This window comes from Nonomuraea sp. H19 (assembly GCF_052068215.1).
GTDB lineage: Bacteria > Actinomycetota > Actinomycetes > Streptosporangiales > Streptosporangiaceae > Nonomuraea.
This window is the reverse complement of record NZ_JBQHCV010000053.1, coordinates 1-22,969: the sequence shown is the minus strand read 5'-3', so window position 1 is coordinate 22,969 and position 22,969 is coordinate 1. Positions and strand designations below refer to the sequence as shown.

13 protein-coding genes and 3 pseudogenes are annotated in these 22,969 nt (G+C 66.8%); 8 read left to right on the top strand and 8 right to left on the bottom strand.

Annotated features, from left to right (window positions below; genetic code table 11):
• Nucleotides 1-48: 48 nt before the first annotated feature.
• Nucleotides 49-393 (top strand): annotated as a pseudogene (locus tag ACTMTI_RS53565) (tyrosine-type recombinase/integrase); the annotation flags it as partial.
• A gap of 160 nt (nucleotides 394-553) precedes the next feature.
• Here the strand turns inward: ACTMTI_RS53565 and ACTMTI_RS53560 are convergent.
• The 3 genes from ACTMTI_RS53560 to ACTMTI_RS53550 form a co-directional block, all read right to left on the bottom strand.
• The gene (locus ACTMTI_RS53560; RefSeq protein ID WP_441128805.1) at nucleotides 554-1,510 is read right to left on the bottom strand and encodes a preprotein translocase subunit SecA; all 957 of its coding nucleotides are present in this window, start codon (nucleotides 1,508-1,510) and stop codon (nucleotides 554-556) included.
• 5 nt (nucleotides 1,511-1,515) lie between these two features.
• Complete coding sequence (locus ACTMTI_RS53555) at nucleotides 1,516-2,514, bottom strand: hypothetical protein (RefSeq protein WP_441128804.1); 999 nt, start codon at nucleotides 2,512-2,514, stop codon at nucleotides 1,516-1,518.
• A 350-nt stretch (nucleotides 2,515-2,864) separates the two neighbouring features.
• Nucleotides 2,865-3,242: a hypothetical protein gene (locus ACTMTI_RS53550; RefSeq protein ID WP_441128803.1), complete on the bottom strand. Its 378-nt coding sequence runs from the start codon at nucleotides 3,240-3,242 to the stop codon at nucleotides 2,865-2,867.
• Between the two features lie 63 nt (nucleotides 3,243-3,305).
• Between ACTMTI_RS53550 and ACTMTI_RS53545 the strand changes: the two genes are divergently transcribed.
• Complete coding sequence (locus ACTMTI_RS53545) at nucleotides 3,306-3,449, top strand: hypothetical protein (RefSeq protein WP_441128802.1); 144 nt, start codon at nucleotides 3,306-3,308, stop codon at nucleotides 3,447-3,449.
• Here the strand turns inward: ACTMTI_RS53545 and ACTMTI_RS53540 are convergent.
• The 3 genes from ACTMTI_RS53540 to ACTMTI_RS53530 form a co-directional block, all read right to left on the bottom strand.
• Nucleotides 3,446-4,702, bottom strand: a complete 1,257-nt coding sequence (locus ACTMTI_RS53540) for a cellulase family glycosylhydrolase (protein WP_441128801.1) — start codon at nucleotides 4,700-4,702, stop codon at nucleotides 3,446-3,448. The two genes, ACTMTI_RS53545 and ACTMTI_RS53540, sit on opposite strands and share 4 nt — an antisense overlap.
• A gap of 282 nt (nucleotides 4,703-4,984) precedes the next feature.
• Nucleotides 4,985-8,509: an FG-GAP repeat domain-containing protein gene (locus ACTMTI_RS53535; protein WP_441128800.1), complete on the bottom strand. Its 3,525-nt coding sequence runs from the start codon at nucleotides 8,507-8,509 to the stop codon at nucleotides 4,985-4,987.
• 108 nt (nucleotides 8,510-8,617) lie between these two features.
• Nucleotides 8,618-9,889 (bottom strand): hypothetical protein, encoded by a 1,272-nt coding sequence (locus tag ACTMTI_RS53530; RefSeq protein ID WP_441128799.1) that lies wholly within the window; start codon nucleotides 9,887-9,889, stop codon nucleotides 8,618-8,620.
• Between the two features lie 1,533 nt (nucleotides 9,890-11,422).
• Here ACTMTI_RS53530 and ACTMTI_RS53525 point away from each other — a divergent pair.
• The 3 genes and pseudogenes from ACTMTI_RS53525 to ACTMTI_RS53515 all read left to right on the top strand — a co-directional run.
• On the top strand, nucleotides 11,423-12,640 hold the full coding sequence (locus ACTMTI_RS53525; RefSeq protein ID WP_441128798.1) for an IS200/IS605 family accessory protein TnpB-related protein: 1,218 nt from the start codon (nucleotides 11,423-11,425) through the stop codon (nucleotides 12,638-12,640).
• Between the two features lie 303 nt (nucleotides 12,641-12,943).
• On the top strand, nucleotides 12,944-16,204 hold the full coding sequence (locus ACTMTI_RS53520; RefSeq protein WP_441128797.1) for a BTAD domain-containing putative transcriptional regulator: 3,261 nt from the start codon (nucleotides 12,944-12,946) through the stop codon (nucleotides 16,202-16,204).
• An 85-nt stretch (nucleotides 16,205-16,289) separates the two neighbouring features.
• Nucleotides 16,290-16,865 (top strand): annotated as a pseudogene (locus tag ACTMTI_RS53515) (IS701 family transposase); the annotation flags it as partial.
• 111 nt (nucleotides 16,866-16,976) lie between these two features.
• Here the strand turns inward: ACTMTI_RS53515 and ltrA are convergent.
• Complete coding sequence (ltrA, locus tag ACTMTI_RS53510; protein WP_441128796.1) at nucleotides 16,977-18,281, bottom strand: group II intron reverse transcriptase/maturase; 1,305 nt, start codon at nucleotides 18,279-18,281, stop codon at nucleotides 16,977-16,979.
• Nucleotides 18,282-18,950: 669 nt separating this feature from the next.
• Nucleotides 18,951-19,865: a TIGR03620 family F420-dependent LLM class oxidoreductase gene (locus ACTMTI_RS53505; RefSeq protein WP_441128795.1), complete on the bottom strand. Its 915-nt coding sequence runs from the start codon at nucleotides 19,863-19,865 to the stop codon at nucleotides 18,951-18,953.
• Nucleotides 19,866-19,958: 93 nt separating this feature from the next.
• Here ACTMTI_RS53505 and ACTMTI_RS53500 point away from each other — a divergent pair, with 93 nt between their 5' ends.
• The 3 genes and pseudogenes from ACTMTI_RS53500 to ACTMTI_RS53490 all read left to right on the top strand — a co-directional run.
• Entirely contained in the window at nucleotides 19,959-20,537 is a 579-nt protein-coding gene (locus tag ACTMTI_RS53500) for a TetR/AcrR family transcriptional regulator (RefSeq protein ID WP_441128794.1), read from the top strand.
• 850 nt (nucleotides 20,538-21,387) lie between these two features.
• Complete coding sequence (locus ACTMTI_RS53495) at nucleotides 21,388-22,200, top strand: TIGR04222 domain-containing membrane protein (RefSeq protein WP_441128793.1); 813 nt, start codon at nucleotides 21,388-21,390, stop codon at nucleotides 22,198-22,200.
• Between the two features lie 329 nt (nucleotides 22,201-22,529).
• A pseudogene (locus ACTMTI_RS53490) lies at nucleotides 22,530-22,658 on the top strand (transposase domain-containing protein); the annotation flags it as partial.
• Nucleotides 22,659-22,969: the final 311 nt, after the last annotated feature.

Sequence of the window (22,969 nt, the reverse complement as noted above, 5' to 3'; positions counted from 1 at the left end):
TCGACCCGCAACCAGCGACTGGCCGCGATCAGCTCCTTCGCCACGTGGATGCAGACCGAGGACCCGGCCCGGATGGCCTGCTGGCAGGACATCCTCGCCATCCCCTCCAAGAAGCAGGACCGCCCCGCCGTCAGGCACCTGACCGTTGACCAGGCCCGGCTCCTGCTCGCCCGGCCCGACCGGTCCACCCGGCAGGGCCGGCGCGACGCGACCCTGCTCGCCACGCTCTACGACACCGGGGCCAGGGTCCAGGAAATCGCCGACCTCGCCGTCCGCGGCATCCGCCTCCAGCACCCGGCCATGGCATCGATGACCGGCAAGGGCCGCAAGACCCGCCACGTCCCCCTGGACGGCGGCACCGTCACGCTGCTGGCCGCCTACCTGGAAGAACATCGGCTCGACGAGCCCGGCCGCGACGATCACCGTCGGCCGCCACGGTCACATGGATGTCGAAGACACCTGCGAACTCAAGGCCGGACAGCGATCGTTTCCCCACGACCGCACATCGTTCCATCGGACGGCGCCCGGCTCGACCGGTTTTCTCCTCGGACCGCTACTCGCCCAGACGGGGACGAACGCGAGAACCGGCGTTGGGCCACTGACGCCACGCATCCTTTGCTCCGTCTGCTGGCTGGCTATACCAGCGGGCCGCTGTTCCCTCAAAACCTGGTTCCCCCCACTTCGGGTTGAGGAGATGGCCAATCACTCTCTCATGCATGTCCCGGCGCATCGCCTCGAATCTCGCCTCCGCTGCCCTCCGGTAGGCGGGCAGCGATTCCTGGGGACAACCCTCGTCGCCAAGATCACGCAGCTGCCGCTCAAGATCTCGCAGATACCAGGCCCACTTCCGATCGATGACGGCCTGGGCGCTACGACGCACCAGTGCGGAAAGCGCATCTGCACCGAACTCCGCCATCCTGGCACGGTAGCCCTCCTCGTGACCGGCCCCGGCCAGGGCAATCAGCGTACCCAGGGGATCCGGACCTTCAACGAGATCGCACCGCTCAGCATAGATCGCCTCCCGGAACGGAGTGCAGACCGCGGCGTAGTCGAACGCCCGCCGATGGTACGCGATGATCCTTCTCTCGATCTTCCGCTGAACGCGGTCGCTGCTCCACGTCATCAATCTTCCACCGATGGGATCGTCGCTCTGTCCGAAGATCCGCCGTATCCGATCCGGCATCTGCGCCCTGAGCCAGCCATCGTCCAGGGCCATGAAGAACCGGGTGTCTCCGTTCTGGCCGGCCAGTTCCCGAAGCCGCGTCTCCAGCCGCCGGGACGCCAGACGCTCCGCGCCCAGCACCGCGAGCCCGCCCGCCTCGATCACCCGCTGCCGATCGGCATTCCACTTCGGCAGCAACCGTAGCCGGGCTGCGGTCACAGCCGCCGCCCAGGTTTCGCCGGTGCTGCGAGCCGGATCCAGCCCGGAGACGAGCACCTGTTCCTCCGCCAGCCAGTCAAGATCGCCGCCCGGAACGACTTCCGGCCCCGCGACCGTCTCTCCGAGCAAGGTCACTACTGTCGGCCTGCCGCATGGGCGAGCGGCCGCCGAGGGTGAGTCGCCGTAAGGGCCAGACCACGGGCTGCCAGCAACTCGGCCAGCCGCGCGGCGATATCGGGCGAGTCAGCCCGGATCAGCACCGACCTGGCCTCGGCATGGTAGTCAGCGGCCGCTTCGACCAGAGCATGGAGCTTGGCCTCGATGGTGGTGTACACGGCGCCGCGGTGGTCGCGCCGGGTGGCCGGCTGCGCCGACGCGACGGCCTCGACCACGAGATCGTAGCGGTAGGCGAACTCCTCCGCCTCGCCCAGGGCCACCGGGGCTACCGCGGCCACGTGCTCATATAGCCGTACATACTCTCCTACGGTGATCGACGCTACCAGCTTGTCGTCCCTTCTCAGCGTCAGCTCATTGTTCGCCCAGTCGAGGAGGACAAGGTCTGCGCCGGTCACGACGGCACAGCGCAAATCGCGTTGAACCCGCTCCCCGGGACCGGACACCCGGTTGTCACGCAGGTGGTCAAATCCGAACTCCTGAACCGGACCTACCGTCACGTCGGCCGTGTAGGCCGACCGCCGCTCCTCTATGGTCATCCCCTCGACCAGTGGTATGACCGTCAGGCCGAGGAACCGGCAGACCTCGGCCGTGTGCGGCGCCTCACCGGAGGTCATCAGGTGCACACCGCAGCAGTCGAGCGCACGCAGATACACCGCCAGGGTCACCGCCGCGGCCGCCGCAACACGACCCTTCAGCTCAACCACCGACCGGTAGTGCAGCGCGACGCCCGCTCGCAGCTCATCAGCCGAATGACGGTGACCGCAGACCCGCCCGGACACCTCCCGAACTACTGCGAACACCTCAGGCAGGAGATCATCGAGGGTCTCACCAGCAGCCAGCCGTCCGCGGAACTCTCCCGTGCTTCCCTTCAGCGCCAGGTCGGACAACTCCGCGATAGGCGGTGCCAACTCCTCGATCGCCCGAACCTGACGATACAGCGGCCCAGCTCGCTTCACGAATTGCCTTCCCGGGAAACGCATCCGGAACCTAATTAGCCGAATCGATCAAGGATCATGTGGTGCCGCCGGCCAGCTTCAGCCCTGGCAAGCGACAATGTGGCGCCGGCGGCGATGCCGGTGAGCGTATCTGCGCCCAGGTAGAGTCGCTCCCCTCCCGTACTTTTCATCAGACGGAGCGCCGCCCTTGCACGGTCACTCCGCCACGCATATCTCGGCAGGAACACGGCAGCGGGTGGCCGTGACCCGCCAAGGCGGTTCGGCGCTCCGCAAAGGTGCACGCCGAAGATCCCCGGCTTCGCGAACGCGGTCCACGTGGTACGGCATACGTGCCGTACCACGTCAAGCCGCTACACGTTGCAGTAGACGTTGGTGGGCGCCTTCCCTCGCTTGCTGGTCCGTACGGCTCCGTCGACGGTGACGCTCAGCCGAAGTTTGGTTCCCTTCTTGCCTCCTGCCACTGCCATGATCGCGCATGTGCCCGGCTTCACCTTGAAGCTCTTCCTGAAGGGAAGTCGGGCGTTGACCGCCTTGGTCGCCTCTTCCATGGTCGCCGTATCCGACAAGTCCTTTACAGCGACGACGGCGTAGCCGACGACCACCTTTCCGACCTTGGGGCCGGAAAGGTGGGTCAGGCTGAACACCGCCTTCTCATCCGCTTGATGCGCGGCAGCCGAGGCGGGAGCCGCCGTAAGCATCAGCCCAGTGGCGAGCGCGGCCACCAACACGTGCGTGCACTTTATGACAAAACCCCTCGTAGTAGTTCTCGTCGTTGCCGATACAAGCCGCGCGTGCTCCTCGCCATGCTGCTGTGCCATCCCGACGAACCGGTCTCCACCGAACGCCTCGTCGACGCCCCCTGGGGTGCGAGCCCGCCCAAGTCCGCCGCGGACAACCTTCGCGACTGCGCGCGTGCTCAGCCGGATCGGCGTTAGCGGGCACAGGGGTCGGGCCGCACGATCGGCGCGAGTTGCCCGTTGATCATGCCTCCTTCGTCGGTGAGATGGAACAGCCGGCGCTGATCCTCGGTTTCGTGTGTATCGAAAGTCCAGAACAGCCAGCCGCGCATGCCAAGCTCGCAAGTTTTCTGCTGGAGGTCACGCATGCCGTAGGCGGCGGAGGCGAGGTCGTTATACATCCATTTGAAGGCACCGAATTCGCCTACGATCACCGGTCCTCGGATTCCCTTGTCCCATTCGATGGTTTGTAGATCGCGCCGGAGTTCGTACGGTGCGTTCAGGCCGGGCTGGTCCACCGGGTACAGATGCAGATCGAGGAAGGACAGCCTCGAGTCCTTCATGAGATTCTGCGGCCGGACAGGGAATCGCTGGTCGCCGGGAGAATCGGCGGGCAGACCGGCGGGACCGGCCTTGCCGACCGCTCCGTACGTGAACGTACCCATGGTCACCAGCGCCCTGGGGTCGATGCTGCGGATGGCATCGACCATCTGGTTGGCATAGCTCACGAAATTCTCGTCCTGCGCCTTCTGCCGATCTTCAGGGACCGACATGTCGTAGGTCAGGCCGTTCGCCGTGCGGACACGTCCGGACGTGCGATTGAACGGTCCGGTGTCCCCTGTGAGATACGCCTCGTTGTCGAGTTGGTAGGCCAGGACAGTCGACAGCAAGGCAGAGCCGACCCGGTCGCGCAAGCCGGCCACGAAGTTGCGCAGGTAGGCGCTCTTCGCCTTAAGGTACTCGCCGTTCAGGAATTCGATGTTGCGGCCCTCGATGGGCACCTCACCGGAGTCCCACGGCCCGATCATCCGGTAGTAGAAGATGTTCTGCCCGATATGGTCGAGCGAGAACATCACTCTGATCTTGTGCCGCGTGGCGATACGCACAAAATCGGCGACATTGTCCATGTAGGGGCCGTACAGCGGCTCATCGTGCCGGGCACCGCGGCCGAGCCCGTGCGGATGTCCCTTCTCCTCGTCGGGGACACTGCCGGCGTCGATGAACACCCGTACGGTGTTGTAACCGTCGTGGGCCATCGTTTCCAGCGCTCTGCCGGTCTCCGCTGATGTGTAGCGGCCCGGTTCGAACGTCGCGTGGTAAGGATGGATGCCGTCCGGCTGCGCGAGCCGGACGTAGTTGCTTCCCCTGGGCACGAAGTCCTGCTCGGTCGCACCATGCACCAGACGACCGCCTGGAACGCCTGCCTTGGACACCGCTTTCAGATAGGGCAACGCCGTCAGGGTTTCGGCCCTGGCGCCTCCACCGAACCCTGCCACGACGCCGGCGACGCATAGCACCAAGGCCAAGACGGCCGGTGACCACCGTCGTTTCCGAAGGACAGCCGCTTTTCCGGCTGCATCTGTGCGTGTTCTCACGTGTATCCGCTCTCGTGGTGTGCCGGCACCCGGGTGGGGTCCCTCGCGCGCCGATCCGCTCCGGGCGCGCCAGCGGGTCAGGGAAGAGCCGCCCGGGCAGCACTGGCTCCGTGCGTGCCCGGGCGGAGGATGGTGCGGTCAGTCCGGCAGACCCCAATCGAGGGTTCCGGACACCGCTGTCGCTCCGAAGGCGGTTCCGGTCGACGGCGTGCACGCCAGCCGGTTGTCGCCGGTGGAACCGATCCGGCGGCAGAAGTCCGCCTTGCCGTCGCCGCCGATGTCCGTCCAGATGCGCAGCGCCGGGTATCCCCAGTCGATCGGATTCGACGTGATGTCGGCGCCGAATCCATTTCCGGTGGACGGGGCGCAACTGACGCGTGCGTCGCTGTTGTTGGTGGTGCCGCGCACCCGGCAGTAGTCGGCCTTGCCGTCGCCGTTGACGTCGGCCCACGCCCGCCCGGACGGCTGCCCCCAGTCGAGCGCACTCGACAGGGCTGTCGCACCGAAGGCACTGCCGGTCGAGAATGTGCAGGCCACCCGCTGGTCGCTCGTGCCGCCGACGCGCCGGCAGTAGTCGGCCTTGCCGTCCCCGTTGGCGTCCGTCCAGGTTCGGTCGGCGGGAAAACCCCAGTCGATCGCGGTGGAGCTGATGTCGGCGCCGAATCCGCTTCCGGTGGACGGGGCGCAACTGACGCGTGCGTCGCTGTTGTTGGTGGTGCCGTGCACCCGGCAGTAGTCGGCCTTGCCGTCTCCGTTGACGTCGGCCCACGCTCGCCCGGTGGCGTGACCCCACTGCAGAGCGGCTGACATGAAGGTGGCGCCGAACCCGGTGCCGGTCGACACCGTGCACGCGACCCGCTCGTCGCCCGTGCCGCCGACTCGCCGACAGTAGTCAGCCTTGCCGTCGCCGTTCGCGTCGGCCCACGCCCGGTTCGCCGTGTAGCCCCAGTCGATCGGGCTTGACATGATGTCGGCGCCGAATCCGCTCCCGGTGGACGGCGCACAGGCCACGTAGGCACTGGTGTGGTTGCGCGTCCCGAGGACCCTGCAGTAGTCGGCCTTGCCGTCGCCGTTGACATCGGCCCATGCCCGCCCGGCCGCGTAACCCCAGTCGATCAGGCCCGAGGTGATGGTCGCGCCGAACCCGGAACCGGTCGACAGGGTGCACTGCACCCTGCTGGACACGTAGTTCTGCACGCCGACCCGACGACAGTAGTCTCGCCTGCCATCACCGTCGACGTCGGCCCAGTCAGCCGCCGTTGGCTTGATCGGCTCGAGCAGACTCACCACTGACGCCTGACTGACCGGCTGCGCGCTGTCACAACCGATCTCGTCGCATGTGCCGAGCCTGGCTCCGTCGCTCGCTTCGAAGCTGTACAGGGACTGGATCCCATCCCCCACCACGTGCAGCTGGGTGCCTCCGACAGGCGTCACGGGCAGCCTGTCCCACACGCGCCGCGGAATCTTGTGGATTGGCTTGGAGTCGTAGCCGGCGACAGCGAGTTCCTGAGGAGAACCGAAGATCACCCTCGCGCCCCCCATGATGCCTGCCTGCATTGCCGAGGCGACATCCTGCAGGTGGGTCCCGTCAGCGATGCGCGTCGGCAACTCCTTCCACACACGGTTGGGGATCACTTGCATGGGTCTATCCGCATAGCCCACGGCCGCGACTTCCTCCATGTTGTCGAAGGGAACGATCGCGCCGCCGATGACGGCCGCCTGGAGCGCGGACGCGGAGTCCTTGAGCCTCGTACCATCCGCGATCTGTGTCGGCAACGCCCTCCAGGCGCGGTTCGGAATCACCTGCATCGGCCTATTGGCGTAACCAGTGTCGGCGACCTCCTGCTCACTCGCGAAATCGATCTTCGCCCCGCCGACCACAGCCGCCTGAGTCGTGGACCCTGCGTCCTTCAACCGCGTCCCATCCGCAATCTTTGTGGGGATTTGGTGGAATACCCGGGCAGGGATGGCGCGGACCATGCGGCCCCAGTCGTTGCCGTAGCCACAGTCGATGACCTCCTGCGGATTGGCGAACTCCACCCGCGCGCCGCCGACCATGCGCGCCACCGCGGTCCCTGGCCCCTGTACCAGGGTGCCGTCGTCGGGGATGTCGGCGCGCATCTGATTGAACGCCCTGATGGGGATGGCCCTGACCTTGGAGGCCCAGTCGGTGCCGTAGCCGGCGTCGATGGCCTCCTGGGGGTTGGCAAAATTGATCCGGGCGCCACCGACGACCTGGGCGACGGGGCTGGAGACGCCGCCGCCGGCGCCCTGTACCAGGGTCATGTCGGCCGGGATGCGCGAGCGAGCGTTGAACACCCGGGCCGGGACGCCACGGACCAGACTCCGCCAGTTCGCGCCGTAGCCGACGTCGATCACTTCCTGCTCGCTGGCGAACGGGATGATCGCGTTGCCCACGACCATCGCTACCGGGGTGGACACTCCCCCGGCCGCACCCTGGATCAAGGTGTTGTTCGCGGGGTCGAAGCCCAGCAACTGGTAACTGTGGGCACTGATCGCGACCACGCGGGAGGCCCAGTCGCCGCCATAGCCGGAGTCGATGACCTCCTGCGGATTGGCGAACGGGATCAGCGCGCCGCCCACCGTCACCGCTACCGGCAGGTCGACGCTCCCGGACTTGGCCTGGACGAGGTGACCGTCGGCGGGACGCTGGTTCATGTGCTCACGGGCGTCGATAGACCAGTCCGACACCTTCACTGGGCTGCCGCAGGTCACGGGTGCCGCGCAGGTGTCCTGCCACAGAGGCGCGCCGCCGACGAACAGGTAGATCCGGCCCCGCTGGTCCACGGCCGTGGAACCGTTGCGCGGCGTGGCGGGTCCGGCGTTGATCACCGCCTGAGTCGTGGGCCGCGACTGCGGCTGGCAGATGTTGTCCGCGCAGGTCGCCTGCCAGACGGGCGCTCCTCCGACCATCTTGTAGATGCGCTTGGTGTCAGTAGTGGCCAGCACCGTGCCGTCGGCTAGGCCGTGGACGGAGGTCACGGGCTGAGGAGCCGGGGGCTGGGGAGGCGTGGTCCCGCCGGGCGCCGGTCCGCCGCCACCTCCGTAGGTGAACTGCCAGTGCCTGCACACACTCTCCGGAACCTTGCCCTCTTCCCACACACAGACTCCGGAGCTGTCCGGGAACGCGGCCGTCCCCGTCAGGGTGTTCCCGCACAGATATCCCGAGGGCGTGACCCACTGGCGATAGTAGTTCCTCGTGTGATAAAGCACATACTGCTGAGCGAGCTTGAACTGTCCCTTCGCGGTCTTGACCGGGACGGTGCGGGTGAAACTGTCGTTCAGAGCCTCCTGGTCCTGGTAACCCGCCTCGCCGCCAACTTCGAGGATTTTCCCGAATGAGAGCTCCGCGGAACCCTTGTAGTGCCACGTCGCCGTCCCGGTGACCCCTTTCGTGAAAGATAGCGTCTCGGCCATTTCCTCGTCGTTGTTGCCGACCCGGTACTTCTCCTCCCCGGCAAGCTTGATGTAAGGGCTGTCGGCGACCACCTTCTCCCGCAAAGTGATATTGGAGCACTTGTCGTGCGCCCAGTCGGCATTGGCGGGGAGGGAGTTGATTGCCAGCACAAACAGGGTCGTACTTAGGATGGCAATCGTTGCCACTAAAGCTTTCAGACTCCTCAGAGTCTTCTTTCTCGACATGCGTTTCCTAGGTGTCCACGGGAGAGGCGAATGGGAAAATGCAGCGGATTACTGTTGACAACCAGCTATATCAGGTAACGGGCCGTCTCAATTCAGTGGCGGATGCTGCTACGGGCAGGCGAGTCGTAGCGTGGGGCTCTTCAGGTGGTTGTCGTATTCCTGGGTGCTGATGGCGGTGACCGGTGAGCTGTTGGCAGTGATCAGCCGGGCGTCCGCCACGGGCCAAAGTCGGTCGTCATCGAGGAGGTAGCCGGGCAGTCTGTCGGCGGCCTTAACGGCTGGTGCCCGGCTGTGCAGGGAGGCGCCGTAGGGGATCTGGTGGAAGGATTGGGAGGAGACGTTGACCCGGTTTCCCGTCAGCCTGGTGTAGACCCCGAGTTCTTGGATCTGCAGGCGCTGGCCGCCGGTCACGAATGTGGCCGGCAGGCCGGAGCTCTCGATTCCGTAGCTCTCGAAGATGCCCGCGACCTGCCAGTTCGGTAGATCGCCGCAGGTGCGGCCGGTGAGCAGGTCGAATCCGAAGTGGCCGAGGGTGTGGGGTGGTGCGGTGGCGGTGGACTGGATCACGTCGATGGGGACGCGGCCGCATTCGCCCTGGGGTGTGACGGTGGCGTGTTTGTCGGGCCTGGAGGCGAGGCCGGGGCCTTCGGTCCAGGTGCCGGGCAGCAGGCCGTCGGGGTAAGGGCGGATGCGCAGGTCGTTGCGGTTCAGGAATTCCAGTACGGTCCCGCCGGAGTTGGGTCCGTTGCTGGCGACGATGAACGCCTGCAGCGCATCGGAGTACTGCCAGTCCACCGAGAAGCCGTTGAGCACGGAGAAGCTGCGGTCGTTGCCCGCTTGCCGTGGCTGCCAGCCGTTCGCCGTGAACACTTCCACACCGCTCTGGAAGGTGGGGTCGGCCGAGCGCCAGGCGAACTGCCCGGCGCCGTTGTCCAGGGCGCCGCTGGCGGTGGTGTCGGTGAACATCAGGTAGAACAAACCGTCGAGGTGGATGACGCTGGGCTGGCCGGCGCCGTACTTGTTGGCCCGATCGACCTCGAAGGACGGGGTGATGATGGGCCGCCCCTGGTTCAGCCGCTGCCACTGCAGTCCGTTGGTGCTGGAGGCCACGCCGATCTGGGTCAAGTCCGGCGAACCATCCTTGGAGCCGCCGTAGTACATGTAATAGGTTCCGTCGACCCGCACCACCGAGGGGTCGCAGGTGTGCTGATCCCAGCCGGTCGTCGTGCCGTCGAAGACCCGCAACGGCTGGCCGCCATCGGGTGCGCGGAATGGCCCGCCGGGCGAGGCGGACTCGGCGTACAGGATGTCGTCGCCGGGGACAGCCCCTCCGGGGAGCTGACTGCACCACCACATCCGATACGGGCCGTCCGCCATCACCGACGGCGCGTAATCGTATACGTTCCGGGTGAACAACCCGCTGGGATGCGAACGATAGGAATCAGTCGGCAACACGCCGGAATCGTCGGCAACCGCAGCGCCGGCCGGGCCTCCGACGAATCCGGCGAGCAGAATCGCCGCCGGCAGGAGGCGACGTAGTACTGGTCGTCTCAAGCACATTCCCTCTCTCGCGAAATGGGGGAGCGGAACGCCGTGTCGCGCACACATGGACTTAATCTTTGAACCGCATCTCGATACCTGAATGTTCTACCCAGGGCGCACGCTGGACGGGATTAACAGTGAGCGCCGAAGCTGTCGAGCTAACGAGAAAGCGATATCACCTTTTTTAGGGTAATGATAATTCAGCGGCACATCGTGGATGTGTGATTAAAAATCAACGAATATGCGCACCTGCAGAATGCCACCTCGTGCAGTCGTTCGGCGAGCGCCGATACGGCCAATCGTCGCCGGTTTCCTGCCAAGGGTTTCAGCGAAGATCAGCGACCTGGCCACCCATCTCCACGGGACCGGCCGAAGGGTGTGACCCAGGTAGACGGCCAGGTCGGAGTCGTGGTCCTCCGAGCTGCCTCGGCTCGGTCGGGCGGCCTTTTCGGGGTCCTGGCGCGGCTGCTCCCGAGGTCGGTTCCAGCCCGGCATAGGGGAAGTTCTGGCTCGACCGCCCCCACGACCACGACGTGGCACTGAGCGGTGCCGAACGGCTGACACTGGTGCCCAGCGTGTTTCGTGTGGCCTCACGTGCGGGTCAACTGCGATCCGTGGCCGAGCGGCCGCGTAGCACCGAGGAACTGGCCCCGCTGTTGCACCTGTCACCCGCGGCGCTCTCCAAGCGGTTCTGGCGAAGGCGGGTCTCGTCACGAGCCGCCGTGACGGTTACTACGTGCTGTACGCCGCCAACCTTGACCGAATCACCGCCATCGGCCCCAATCTCCATCCTTCATCGCCCCGGAACGGTCAGCTGATGTCACCTACGCCGGATGGAGAGACGCCACGCAGTGGTCCCGCCCGTAGGTCCTTCGGGAGTCAGTGGCTGAGGTAGGGATCGCAGGCGCAGCCGAGGGGGTTCGCAACGGTGGTCGTTTGAGTGTACTTAGGTGTGTATGAGGTGACAGGAGTTGCTGTCAGAGCTGGTGGTGATCCTTGCGGGGTGGGCGCAGGTGCAAGATACAGCCGACCCGCGTGACGTCGGTGGCCGTGTAGACCGCCGGCAAAAGAGGGGGGTGAATCGCTCGTCGGTGGGGGCGCATCTGGGCGCGCTGGCCTCAAGGGATCTGGCGGTGCGCTGCCGTGACGGGCCGGCTCACAGCGCCGAGCGGTGGGCGGCCCGCAAACGGGAGCTGACGCCGGTGTCGTCGGCGCGGTGGGCGGGCGCGATCACCAAAGCTCTCCATGATCAGTGGGCGTTGGCCCGGCGCGGGCAGGCCGACCACCTGCGCAGCCTGGAGGCGGGGGTCGCGACGATCGCGCATCGGCTGTCGTTGCCGGTGGGGCAGAAGGGCGCCAAGAACGCCCCCGGTGGGTATCGTTCGCGGCAGGAGTGGTTCGCCCAAGTCCCGCCGCCTGCACGTGCTCAAGGATCGGCTGGCCGCGGTGCGGGCCGACTGGCGGGCCGGGCGGGTGCGCATCGTGCGGGGAGGCAAACGCCTGCTGAACACCCGCCACCACCTGCAGGCCGCAGGCCTCACCGAAGAGCAGTGGCGGCAGCGGTGGCAGGCCAGACGGTGGTTCCTGCAGGCCGACGGGGAGTCGGGTAAGCGGTACGGCAACGAGACCATCCGTGTCAGCCCAGAGGGGCAGGTGAGCCTCAGGCTGCCTGCCCCGCTGGCGCATCTGGCCAACACGCCGCACGGCCGGTACGTGCTGTCGGTACGGGTGCGGTTCGCGCACCGGGGCGCCGACTGGGCCGACCGCGTGCACGCCGGCCGGGCGCTCGCCTACCGCATCCACCTCGACCTGCAGCGCGGCCGCTGGTACATCACCGCCTCCTGGCAGATTCCGCCCGCCCCGGCCATCCCCCTGTCCGCCGCCCTCGCTCACGGTGTGATCGGCGTGGACACCAACGCCGGCCATCTGGCCGCCTGGCGGCTGGACACCCACGGCAACCCGATCGGCCGCCCGCGCCGCTTCTCCTACGACCTGTCGGGAACGGCAGATCATCGTGACGCGCAGGTCCGTCACGCCCTGACCCGGTTGCTGAACTGGGCCAAGGCGTGCGGCGTGCAGGCCATCGCCATCGAGGGCCTGGACTTCCAGAATGAGAAGACCCGGGAGAAGCACGGCCGCCGCAAACGCTTCCGGCGGCTCATCTCCGGCATGCCCACCGGCCGGCTGCGGGCCCGGCTGCTCTCGATGGCCGACCAGACGGGTATCGCGATCATCGCCACCGACCCGGCCTACACCTCCCGGTGGGGCGCCCAGCACTGGCAGGCCCCACTGACCAGTAAGAAGCGCAAGACCACCCGTCACGATGCGGCGAGCATCGCGATCGGGCGACGCGCCCTCAGGTTCCCGATCCGGCGACGGACGGCACCGCCCCCTGCTCACCGGAGCGATGAGCAGGAGCATCGGACCGCCCAGGCCAGAGCGGGAGTACGCGGGCGCCAGGAAACCCGCCCCCACGACACCGGATCATGCACCCGATGCATGCCGCCGGGCCATTGGGCGAAAGCGGGCGACCAGTGTGCCCAGCACCGTTCGGGGCGCACGGCTGAGCAACTCCTGCTCAGCCCCTAGGAACGGTTCTTGAGGGGTGCCGGTGGGCAGCTCGTACTTGCTGCTGCTACCGAGGTAGAGTCCGAATCCCCAGGTGGAGGCGGACCCGCCGTATCGGAGGCGGATGAATGGCAGCCGGTCGCCGTGGTAGCGGACGTGCAGGTCGGCCGACTGGGGCCAGTAAGCCGTATGCGGGAGAATCGCACGTACGGAATGGAAAGGGGGATGGGGTACTGGGCCTTCGCGGCGCCGCACCCCTAACTACCAATGGGGATGCGGTTCGGACTTCTAGGCCCTCTTGAGGTGGCGCGCGATGGTGTGCCGGTGGCCGTGTCGGCGCTCAAGCAGCGGATCGCGCTGGCCACCTTGCTCCTGCAGGCGAACCAGCATGTATCGCTCGATCAGCTCGCCGAGCGGATTTGGGATGGTCGCGAGACCCCGGACGATGCGCGGGGAGCCGTTCAGACGCACATAGGCAGGTTGCGACGTACCTTGCTCGACCGCAGCGACGACCGGCAGTTGATTCGCACCCGGGAGGAGGGGTACGTCCTCACGCTCGCTCCGGAGGACCTCGACGTCGCCGTCTTCCACAGTCTGGTCAGCCGCGCCAAGCAAGCGCAACAAGCCGGGGACGACGCGGATGAGATCGATCTGCTTCGCCGAGCTCTGGCGCTGTGGCGAGGTCCTGCATTGGTCGACGTGCCGTCGGAGTCGCTGCGTCGCGATCACGTGCCTGTGCTGAACGAGCAGCGGGTGCGATTGCTGGAGCGCTGGTTCGACCTCGGCCTGCGATCAGGTGGCCATGACGAGATCATCGCGGACCTGAGAGCGGCTACGGCGGCCCATCCCTTGCGGGAACGTCTGTGGGCCCAGCTCATGCTCGCGTTGTACCGATCCGGCCGTCAGGCTGAGGCGCTCCAGCACTACCACACCGTGAGTGACCTGTTACGGGAGGAGCTGGGCGTCGATCCCGGTGACGAGTTGCGGAAGCTGCATCATGACATCCTCACTGGCGATGCCGCCATGAGCAGCGAATCAGAGGCCCCGAAACGGCTGAATGTTCCGGCCGCGCAGCCGCGAACGGATGTCCCGGTCTCTTCCCCGCCGACCTCTCGGCCCCGGCAACTACCCGCCGACATCGCGCACTTCACCGGCCGCCGCGCGCAGTTGGCGACGCTGCACGGGCTGCTGGCTGCGTCCGACGGCCACGCGTCGCGGCCAGTGTTGATCGGCGGCACCGGCGGGGTGGGAAAGACCGCGCTGGCCGTCCATTGGGCGCACATGGTCCAGCATCGGTTCCCTGACGGGCAGTTATACCTCAATCTGCGTGGTTTCGGACCCGGTATGCCGGTCGAGCCCTCGGCAGCCCTCGAGATGCTGCTGCGGGCGCTGGATGTCCCGCCCGAGCGGCTTCCGGCCGAGCTGGACGCGCGCTCGGCGCTGCTGCGCACTGTTCTGGCCGAGCGCCGCATGCTGCTGCTCCTCGACAACGCCCGCGACGAGGCGCAGGTACGCCCTCTGCTCCCCGGCGCACAGTCGCTGGTGCTGATCACCAGCCGCAACCAGCTGCGCGGACTGGCCGCGCGTGAAGGGGCGCTGCGCGTCACCCTCGACGTTTTCTCCCCGGATGAGACCCATTCCCTCCTAGTCTCACTCCTGGACCGGGATCGGCTCCGCGCGAATCCCCAAGCCGCGAAGGATCTCGGCGATCTGTGCGCAGGCCTCCCGCTGGCGCTGAGGATCGCGGCGGCCAACCTCGACGGCAACCCCCACCTGGACCTCGTCGGCTACGTGGCCGAACTGCGCCGGGGCAACCGGCTGGCCGCGCTGGAAGCCGGGGATGACGAAGCAACCGCCGTGCGTGCCACCTTCGACCTGTCCTACACCGCTCTGGCCGAGCCGGAGCGCAGGTTGTTCTCTCTCCTCGGCCTCTTGCCGGGCATGGATTTCACGTCGGCCACCACGGCCGCGATCGCCGGCTGCTCGACGGCCGAGGTACGGCAAAGTCTGGACCGGCTCGCCGCCTTCCATCTGATCCGCCCGCACGGACCCGACCGCTACACCTTCCATGACCTGCTACGCCTCTACGCCGCCGAGCACGCCCGCTCCGACGAAGCCCCCGGCGAGTTGCTGGAGGCCAGGCGGCGCTTGCACGACTGGTACTTCCACAGCGTGCTCGCCACCGCCCAGCTACTCCACCCCCAGCATGTACGGCTGCCTCCACCGCCACTCACCAGCACCGTGCAGCCTGAGACGTTCGACAGCGAGGAGCACGCCGTGGCCTGGCTGGAGGCCGAACACACCAACCTGGTCGCGATGATCCACCATCTGGTACGGCACGGTCCCGGGGAGATGGCCTGGCGGTTGACGGACGCGCTGCGCGGCCATTTCTGGAAGAGCAGGCGCCTGGACGACTGGCTCGCCTGCGCACAGGCTGCCCTCACCGTCGCCGAGGCCGAAGGTGACCGGGCGGGGCAGGCTGTGATGCAGCTGAGCTTGGCCAATGCCCACATGAATCAAGACCGGCACGAGCAGGCGATCGCCCTGTACGCCCGTACCCTGTCGCTCGCGGAGGAGGTCGGATGGCTGGATTGCCAAGGGTCCGCCGTCGGCGGGCTTGGCCACGTCTACCAGCGCCTGGGATATCCGCAACAGGCGGTCGAACACCTGGACAAAGCCCTCGCCCTCATGCGGCAGACCGGCCGCAAGCGCGGGCAGGCGGCCTACCTCAATAACCTGGCGGTCGTCTACCATCAGCTCGGACGGCTGGACGTTGTCCTCGACCACCTCGGTCAGGCCCTGGATCTCACCCCGGACAATCCCGCCGTCTTCTGCAACATGGGAGATGCCTGCCACAGCCTGGGACGGCTCGACGAGGCGGCCCGGCATCTCAAGGAGGGCCTCTCTCTCAACCACCAGAGGGGTGACCGCGGCGGGGAGATGGGATGTCTGAGCGGGCTGGCAGCCGTGTACCGCGATCTCGGGCGTCACGCCGAGGCGTTGGAGCTCGGCGGCAAGGCTCTGATGATGAGCCATGACGTGGGCGACCATCTCCGGCGAGCGTACGCCCTGAACATCCTCGGCGTGCTCCATCACGATGCCGGCCGGTACCACGAGGCACTGACACTCCACCAGCAGGCACTCGACGTGACGAAGCAGGGCGGCAACCGCCATCCCGAAGTCGTCAGCCTTATCGGTTTGGCCGACGCCGCCAGAAGCCTCGGCCACCTCTCGGACGCCTCCGCACACGCCGAACGAGCCTACGCGATCGCCCGCGACCGCTCCTTCCGCGTGCTCGAAGGGCTCGCCCTGACCGCGCTCGCACAAACCAGCATCGCCCGCGCCGCGTGGTCCCAGGCAGCCACCCAGGCGAATGAGGCCATTCAACTGCACCGCGCGACCGGTCACCGCCTCGGTGAAGCACGAGCCCTCCGGGTGCTCGGCGACGCTCTGTATAAAGGAGAGGACGTTTCCACCGCGGTGCCGTACTGGAGAGAAGCACTCTCCCTGTTCAGCGCAATCGGCTGCCCCGAAGCCACCAAGGTCAGCTCACTCATCAGCACTTGTGAGGGCTTCCCGGCCTAGAACCCTCGACCTACCCTGTCGGCGCCGGTGTCCCTGGGGCCGGCCGGGGCGGGCGACCACCAGTACGGTCGGCATCCCGGCCACCCGCTCTGCCGGGGACGGCTCCAAGGGCGAACGCACCTACGCCTGGGCCTGGATCGCCACCACCAGTCCCACCCACTACCTGCTGATCCGCAAGCACCGCACGACCGGGGAACTGGCCTTCCACTACTGCTTCATCCCCGAAGACCAGCCCGTCGCCCTGCCCCGCCTGATAGCCGCCGCAGGGCTGCGCTGGCCGGTGGAGGAGACTTTCGAGTTCGGAAAGGACCTGTTCGGCCTGGACCAAGCCCAGGTCCGTCTCTATGAGGCGATCCTGCGCCATACCGTGCTCGTCATGGCCGCACTGGCCATCTGCGCCGCAAGCGCAGCAGCCGCCAGGCGCCGCACCGACACCCAAACACCGACACCCACCAGACCCAACCAGCAGCCGCCCAAGAATCCCGGCATGATCCCGCTGACCATCGCCGAGATCAAGCGCCTGTTCAACGCCGCCACCACTCGCACGCTACCGCTGGAGCACACCGCCCACTGGTCCGCCTGGCGCCGCCGCCACCAAGCCCGCGCCCGCTGGTTCCACTGCCGAGCCCGCCTGGCCACCGCATACATCCAGCTCAGCTAACGAATGGGGAGGGTCGGGGACTGGCGCGGTTTCGTAAGTTACGGCCCGTTTCCAGTCCCCGCCCGTCAAACCGTGCGTGCGGTTCTCCCGCACACGGCTTACCGACGTTCTTCACCGTCGGCGTTCGGCCTTCCCTCGCCAGTCCCGAAAGGGTCTGTGCGGGATAACGGTTCCATCGAGGCTGATCAGGCCCAGGTGGCCCGGGGAGAGCAACACCTGGTGGAGGCCCCATCGCCAGGCCCGGCGTCGGTTGCCTTTCTTCGACAGCCAAAGCGCGAGCCGCATGAGGGCATAGTTCCTGATCTGGCCGAGGACCCGGGCTGAGTTTCCGTAACGGAAATACCCCGCCCAACCGCGCAGGAACAGGTTGATGTCCCTGACGAGGTCCTCGACCGGCATCCGCAGCCACCTGCGGCCGGTCATGTCCCGGATCCGGTCACGGGCCCGTTGGATGGCCTTGCGTGAGGGCCAGCGAGCCAGAAAGGTCAGATGCGCCGACTTCGGGGTCCACCCGCGCACCAGCCGGTGATGGAAGCCGAGGAAATCCACTCCCTCACCTCCTTCCACCAGATGGACGATGCGGGTCTTGGCCGCCTTGGGCTCCAACCCCAACGTGGCCAGCAGCGCCGTCAGCCGCTCCAGCGCGGCCTCGGCCTGCTCCCTGCTCGTGCACATCACCAGCGCGTCGTCGGCATAGCGCACCAGCGAGCCATGCTCTGCTGTCGACCAGGCCCGGTCCAGCCGGTGCAGGTAGACATTGCAGAGCAACGGGGAGATCACCCCGCCCTGGGCCGCGCCGCTCGCGCTGCGCCTCAGCGACCCCGCCTCCATCACCCCAGCGCGCAGCATGCCGCGCAGGAGGGCGAGAACGGCCTGGTCGCAGACGCGTTCCTCGATCGCTTGCATCAACCCCGCGTGCGGAATCGCCTCGAAACAGTTGGCGATGTCGGTTTCCACCACCCAGCGGCGCCCCTGCCAGGACTCGTCGATGAGCACTTGCAGGGCATCGTGCGCGGACCGCCGGGGCCGAAACCCGAACGAGCAGTCCAGCATGTCGGCCTCGAAGATCGGCTCGAGCACGAGCTTCACGGCCGCCTGCACGATCCGGTCACGGACCGAAGGAATCGACAACGGCCTCTGCTCGCCAGAGCCCGGCTTCGGGATGAACACCCGCCGGGTCGGCAGCGGCCGATACCGCTTGTCCTTCAACTCCGCGGCCAGCTCATCAAGGAGCCGGGCCACGCCGTACTCCTCGACATCCGCCAGGGTGACGCGGTCGATGCCGGCCGCGCCGCGGTTGCGGCGCACGTCCTGCCACGCCCGTTCCAACACGTCCCTGCGATGGACTTTGTCGAACAGCGCGTGGAACCGTCGATTCGGGTCGGCCTTGGCCGCCCGGTAGAGCGCGTGCTGCAAGGCGCGGACTCTGTCCCCACAGACAGCCGCCAGGGTGGACCTAGCCGATACGGCACTCACCAGTCGCATCTCGCATTCTCGCGCGTGAACGAAGCAGCGGCCCTTCCCTCACCGCAGGTTGTGTTGTCCTACGGCTCGATCAGTACTACGACCGCCTCCGACTCCCTCCCGGCCGCCGCCCACTTCCCGGCTCCTCACCGGTTATAGGACGGCGTTGTCCACGCCTATCCGCAGCACGTTTCGGCCGGGGAGGGCCTCCCCAGTTCCCGCCGCCACCTTCTGAACGTTCCGCGCCCTCTTACGCCGGAGAGTTCCTCGCGGCTGCCTTTCCAGGATCTTCACCGCTTCCATGGCCTTCGCCGTGAACCGCCCGGCTCGGCTCTCTCTTGGTGTCTAACGACGCGGCAGGCTTCGCTTCCGCTACGGACCGCTCAGTTGCTCCCCCAAAATGGGCTTTCGACGCTGGGCTTCGACCTGGCCCGTTTCCAGACCAAGCCGCCAGCCTGCTACCGGGCTCCCTGGCGATTACCCGGACCGGACTCACACCGGCAGGCGACGACGAGCTTGTGATCAGGTCATGGTCGCTGGACGACCACCTCCTTGATCTCTGGGCGCACCGGCTGCCGTACTAGGACATAAGCCGCAATCTACTCAAATCAAAACGCCCTCTCAGGAGCGGGTCACGAGGCGAGGAGCGAGCTGTTGGAGAAGGTCGACCGCAGCTGCCAGCCCATCCGTCAGTGGGTGGAGCAGAACGTGGTCGGCGCCGGCGGCTAGATGCTGCTCTAGCCGCGTGACGATCGCGTCGTTGTCTCCCCAGGCCAAGATGGCGTCGAGGAGGCGGTCGCTTCGCTCGCCCATGAGGTCGGCATCCCCGTAGCCGAGTCTGCGGTAGTTGGCGGTGTAGTGGTTGTCGGTGTTGTGGCCGCCGCGACCGATCAGGGTGCGCAGCCGTCCTCGGGCGCGGACCGCGTCGGTGTCGAGGACGAGGACTTGGTGTGGGATCAGCAATGCGTCGGGACCGAGAGCTTTGCGGGCGGCCTCGGTGTGCTCGACCGGTTGCATGAACGGATGTACGCCGTCGGCCCGTTCGCTCGCCAGTCGGTGCGCCCTGGGGCCCAGGGCCGCCAGGACACGGGGGTAGTGGACATCGGGCAGGATACGGGCAGCGGCTTGATCCATGGTGTCCAGGTAAGCGCGCATATCGCTCAGCGGGCGGGCGCCGTTCTGCCCGCCAAGGCCGAGGACCAGCCGTCCCGGGTGGGCCTCGGCGAGGGTGGCGGCCCCGCCATGCATCGCCACCGGGTCGCGCATCGTGATGTTGGCGATGCCGGCGCCCGCAACGAGCCTTTTTGTGGCGGCCAGCGCCACGGCGAGCTGGGCGAAGATCTCACGCCCGCCGACCGGAGAGGCTGCCGGGGGTTCACCTGTCCACAGTGAGCCGTAGCCGAGCTGCTCGAGCCGCACGAATTGCTCACGCTGCTGTGTCACCGGTGTATTCAGCAGGGTCATCGGTGCGATCCACACGCCGTATCGGCCGAGCTGATGCTGGGCCTGCGCCCTGTCCTGTGTCAGCTTCATCATGCCTCCCGCAAGACACAATCGGAGACAGCCTCCGGTTATGTGGCAACTAATATACGGAAGCAGGCTCCGATTGCGAAATCCCAGGAGGATCAGGTGGGCGACATCACCGCCCGGCGTGCGATGCGGGCGGACGCGCGACGTAACCACGACCGGTTGCTGACCGAGGCACGCGCCGCCTTCCTTGAGCACGGCACCGATGCCTCGCTGGAGGACATCGCCGTGCGCGCCGAGGTCGGCGTCGGCACCCTGTACCGGCATTTCCCCACCCGGGAGGCGCTTTTGGAGGCAGTGCTGCGCGAGCGGTTCGATGCCCTTGCCGCCACTGCGCGTCGGCTGGTCGACTGCCGTTCCGCGCGCGAGGCGCTGATCGCATGGACACGCGAGTTCGTGGAGACGACCACCGTTTACCGCGGACTGACCGCGGCGCTGACCGCGACCCTGCGAGACCAGACCTCAGCTCTGCACGCATCCTGCGAAGCGATGCGCGAGGCAGGGACGATCTTGCTGATCCGTGCGCAGGAGGCAGGTGACGTGCGTGCCGACGTCACCCCAATGGAGTTCCTTGCCCTGGTCGCGGGCGTCTCATGGGCGCGCGAGCAGATGGCGGGCGGTGAGGTCCGTGACGACCGCCTTCTCCCGTTGCTCTTCGAGGGGCTGGAACGGCTCGGCTAGCGCCCCGCAGGTCATGCGGCACGTGATGGCGTTGATCGCGTGCGGGTCCATGACCGTGTACCTTTCCGGATGAGTCTCCGGCTCATGAGGGTGATCGAGGCGCCGGTCAGGTGGCTTCGCTGTGCGAGGGCTTGCGCTCGAAGTCGATCACGTTGCGGCGAGCGTTTATCAGCCAGGATAGAGACCGCTCGACGATCCACCTTCTCGCGAGTACTTTGAACCCGGTCTGACCAGGCCGTTTAGTCACGATCTTCAAGGTCAGGCGCAGAAAGCGGCGGGCCCACTCCACCAGCGTCCCGGCGTAGGCGCTGTCGCCTCAGACCGGGGTGAGCTGCGGGTGCAGCATCCGCACCCGGGCCAGCAGTTCCCGGGCAGCGTCGCGGTCGGGCTGCCGGCTGGTGTGACCATCACCGTCATGAGCAGGCCGAACGTGTCCACGTGACGCTTCCTGCCCGACACCTTCTTCCCGTTATGCCTGGACCGGCATAAAGGCAATTATCAGGGCTGGATGTCATGCCGGGCCGGGTGGATCAGTGCTGGCTGATGGTGGCGCGGCTGGTGAATTGACCTCATAACGCCGGAGCTTCACCGTCTCCTTCATCGAAGGGCTGTCGATGGAGGTGAGTACATGGTCAAGGCTGCGACGGACGGCCGCTACCCGGTCAGGGTGTCGGGGCCGTTGGCTGGGCTGAACCACCGATTTTCGGATCAGCATCGGGGCCAGGAGGCCCAAGGCTCTAGCACTCGCTGCCACGGGATCGCACAATTCGCGCCATAACCCCGCGCTAAATGGCCATTGACACCGCGCTCCTCTTGTCAGGAAGGGCGGGCCCATCTACGGTTGCCCGCCATGGTCGACTTGCTACTGCTCTGCGCTGTCTTCAGCATGTTCGGGATGGCCAGCGCGTTCGCCAATAGATCGGATCGAGCCCGCCTGCGCGCCGGCGAGCAGGGACGATGGGGAGAGGCGCACCAACTGTCCCCCTACGAGCTTGCCTACCTCGCGGGCGGTCCGCGGCGAGTGATCAACACGGCGTTGTCTATGCTGGTGACAGTTGGCGCCGTTCGCGTGTCACGAGGCTCGCAGATCACTGCCGTGCGGGGGGCGCCGTCGTCGGCGCCGATCGAGCAGGCCGTGCTCGACGTCCTGACAGCTAGCCAGGTCGGCTATTGGACTGCGTCTCAGTTACGCCGCACGCTGGAGACGCATGCTGCGATTGCCAGCCTGGTCCATGAGCTCGAAGCTCGCGGCCTAATGGCGTCGGAGCAGGCGCTGGGTGCTGCGTGGCGGTGGCTTGGGTGGCTCAGGTTCGCCGTGGCGGCCGAGGCCGGCCTCCTGATTCTGCTCCTCATACTGGATTGGGCGGACATGGCCGGGGAAACGGGGACGTACACGTGGACGCTGCTGGCGAGCGTGTCCGCAGTGGGCTTGGGGATCAACGGAGTGCGCCAGCGGCGGCGACGGTTGGCCAAGCGGGTCACCGCGGAGGGGCTCAGGATCGTGCGGGCGGCGTCTGCCTACCACCCCCAAGGCGGGGCGCGCGACAGAACATCGGTCGCCACGGCGGTCGGTATGCCTGTCGCGCTGTACGGACTGACCGAACTCGATGACCAGGCGCTGCGCATCGAGCTGTCCGCCGGGGACAATCCGGGCGGCGACTGAGTTGTCGAAACGACACGGCCACTCTTAGGACGGCGACGCCCGGGTTCCGTAGTTCGTAGTCACATGCGGCGACCGGGTCGGGAGAATCTGCAGGTAGACGGCCTGCAGAGGGCTTTAGGACAAGGCCGTGAAGTTAGGCCGGAGCGCTCGAGCGCAAGGAGGCCTCGATCTGATTGATCGCTGAATGAAGGAAGCCGAGCTCCAGTAGAACGACGTCTGCCAAGACCAACCGTTCGACTCCAAGGAGCTCCGCTGTCTGGTCAGTGTGTCATCACCCGTGAGATCGCGGTAGCCGAAGGCGTCCTCGCCCAAGGACATCTGGCGAGTTAACGAAGATCGTGCCGTTTGAGATGGTCGATGTCGTCCTGGTCGAATGCGGCGCTGCCCAGCAGCGGATACGCAAACTCCCGGCTCGGGTCGTGGTCTACCTGCTGCTGGCCGCCGCCTTGCACAGTTGACTGCACTATCTGGCCGTTACTGCTGGTGATCATAGGGTGGAGGCATAGAGCATCTGTCCTTGTGTCTGAGAATGGTGAGTTCACTGGGGCGCATCGCGACTTGATGGAAGGACGGGTGGACCTTCCTCGGTCGGCGCCGTGGTCACGGGGACCACTCCGTCGCTGCCGTACGCGGTCGTCAACGCGGCGGGGCGGGAGATCGAAGCCGTCAGCCGCTACCTGCGGGACCTGCATCTCGCACACCCGCTCCAGAAAATGCACCAGTCCGTCCCACGGATCAGGCATCGACAGGGCGTGCTCCGCGATCCGCA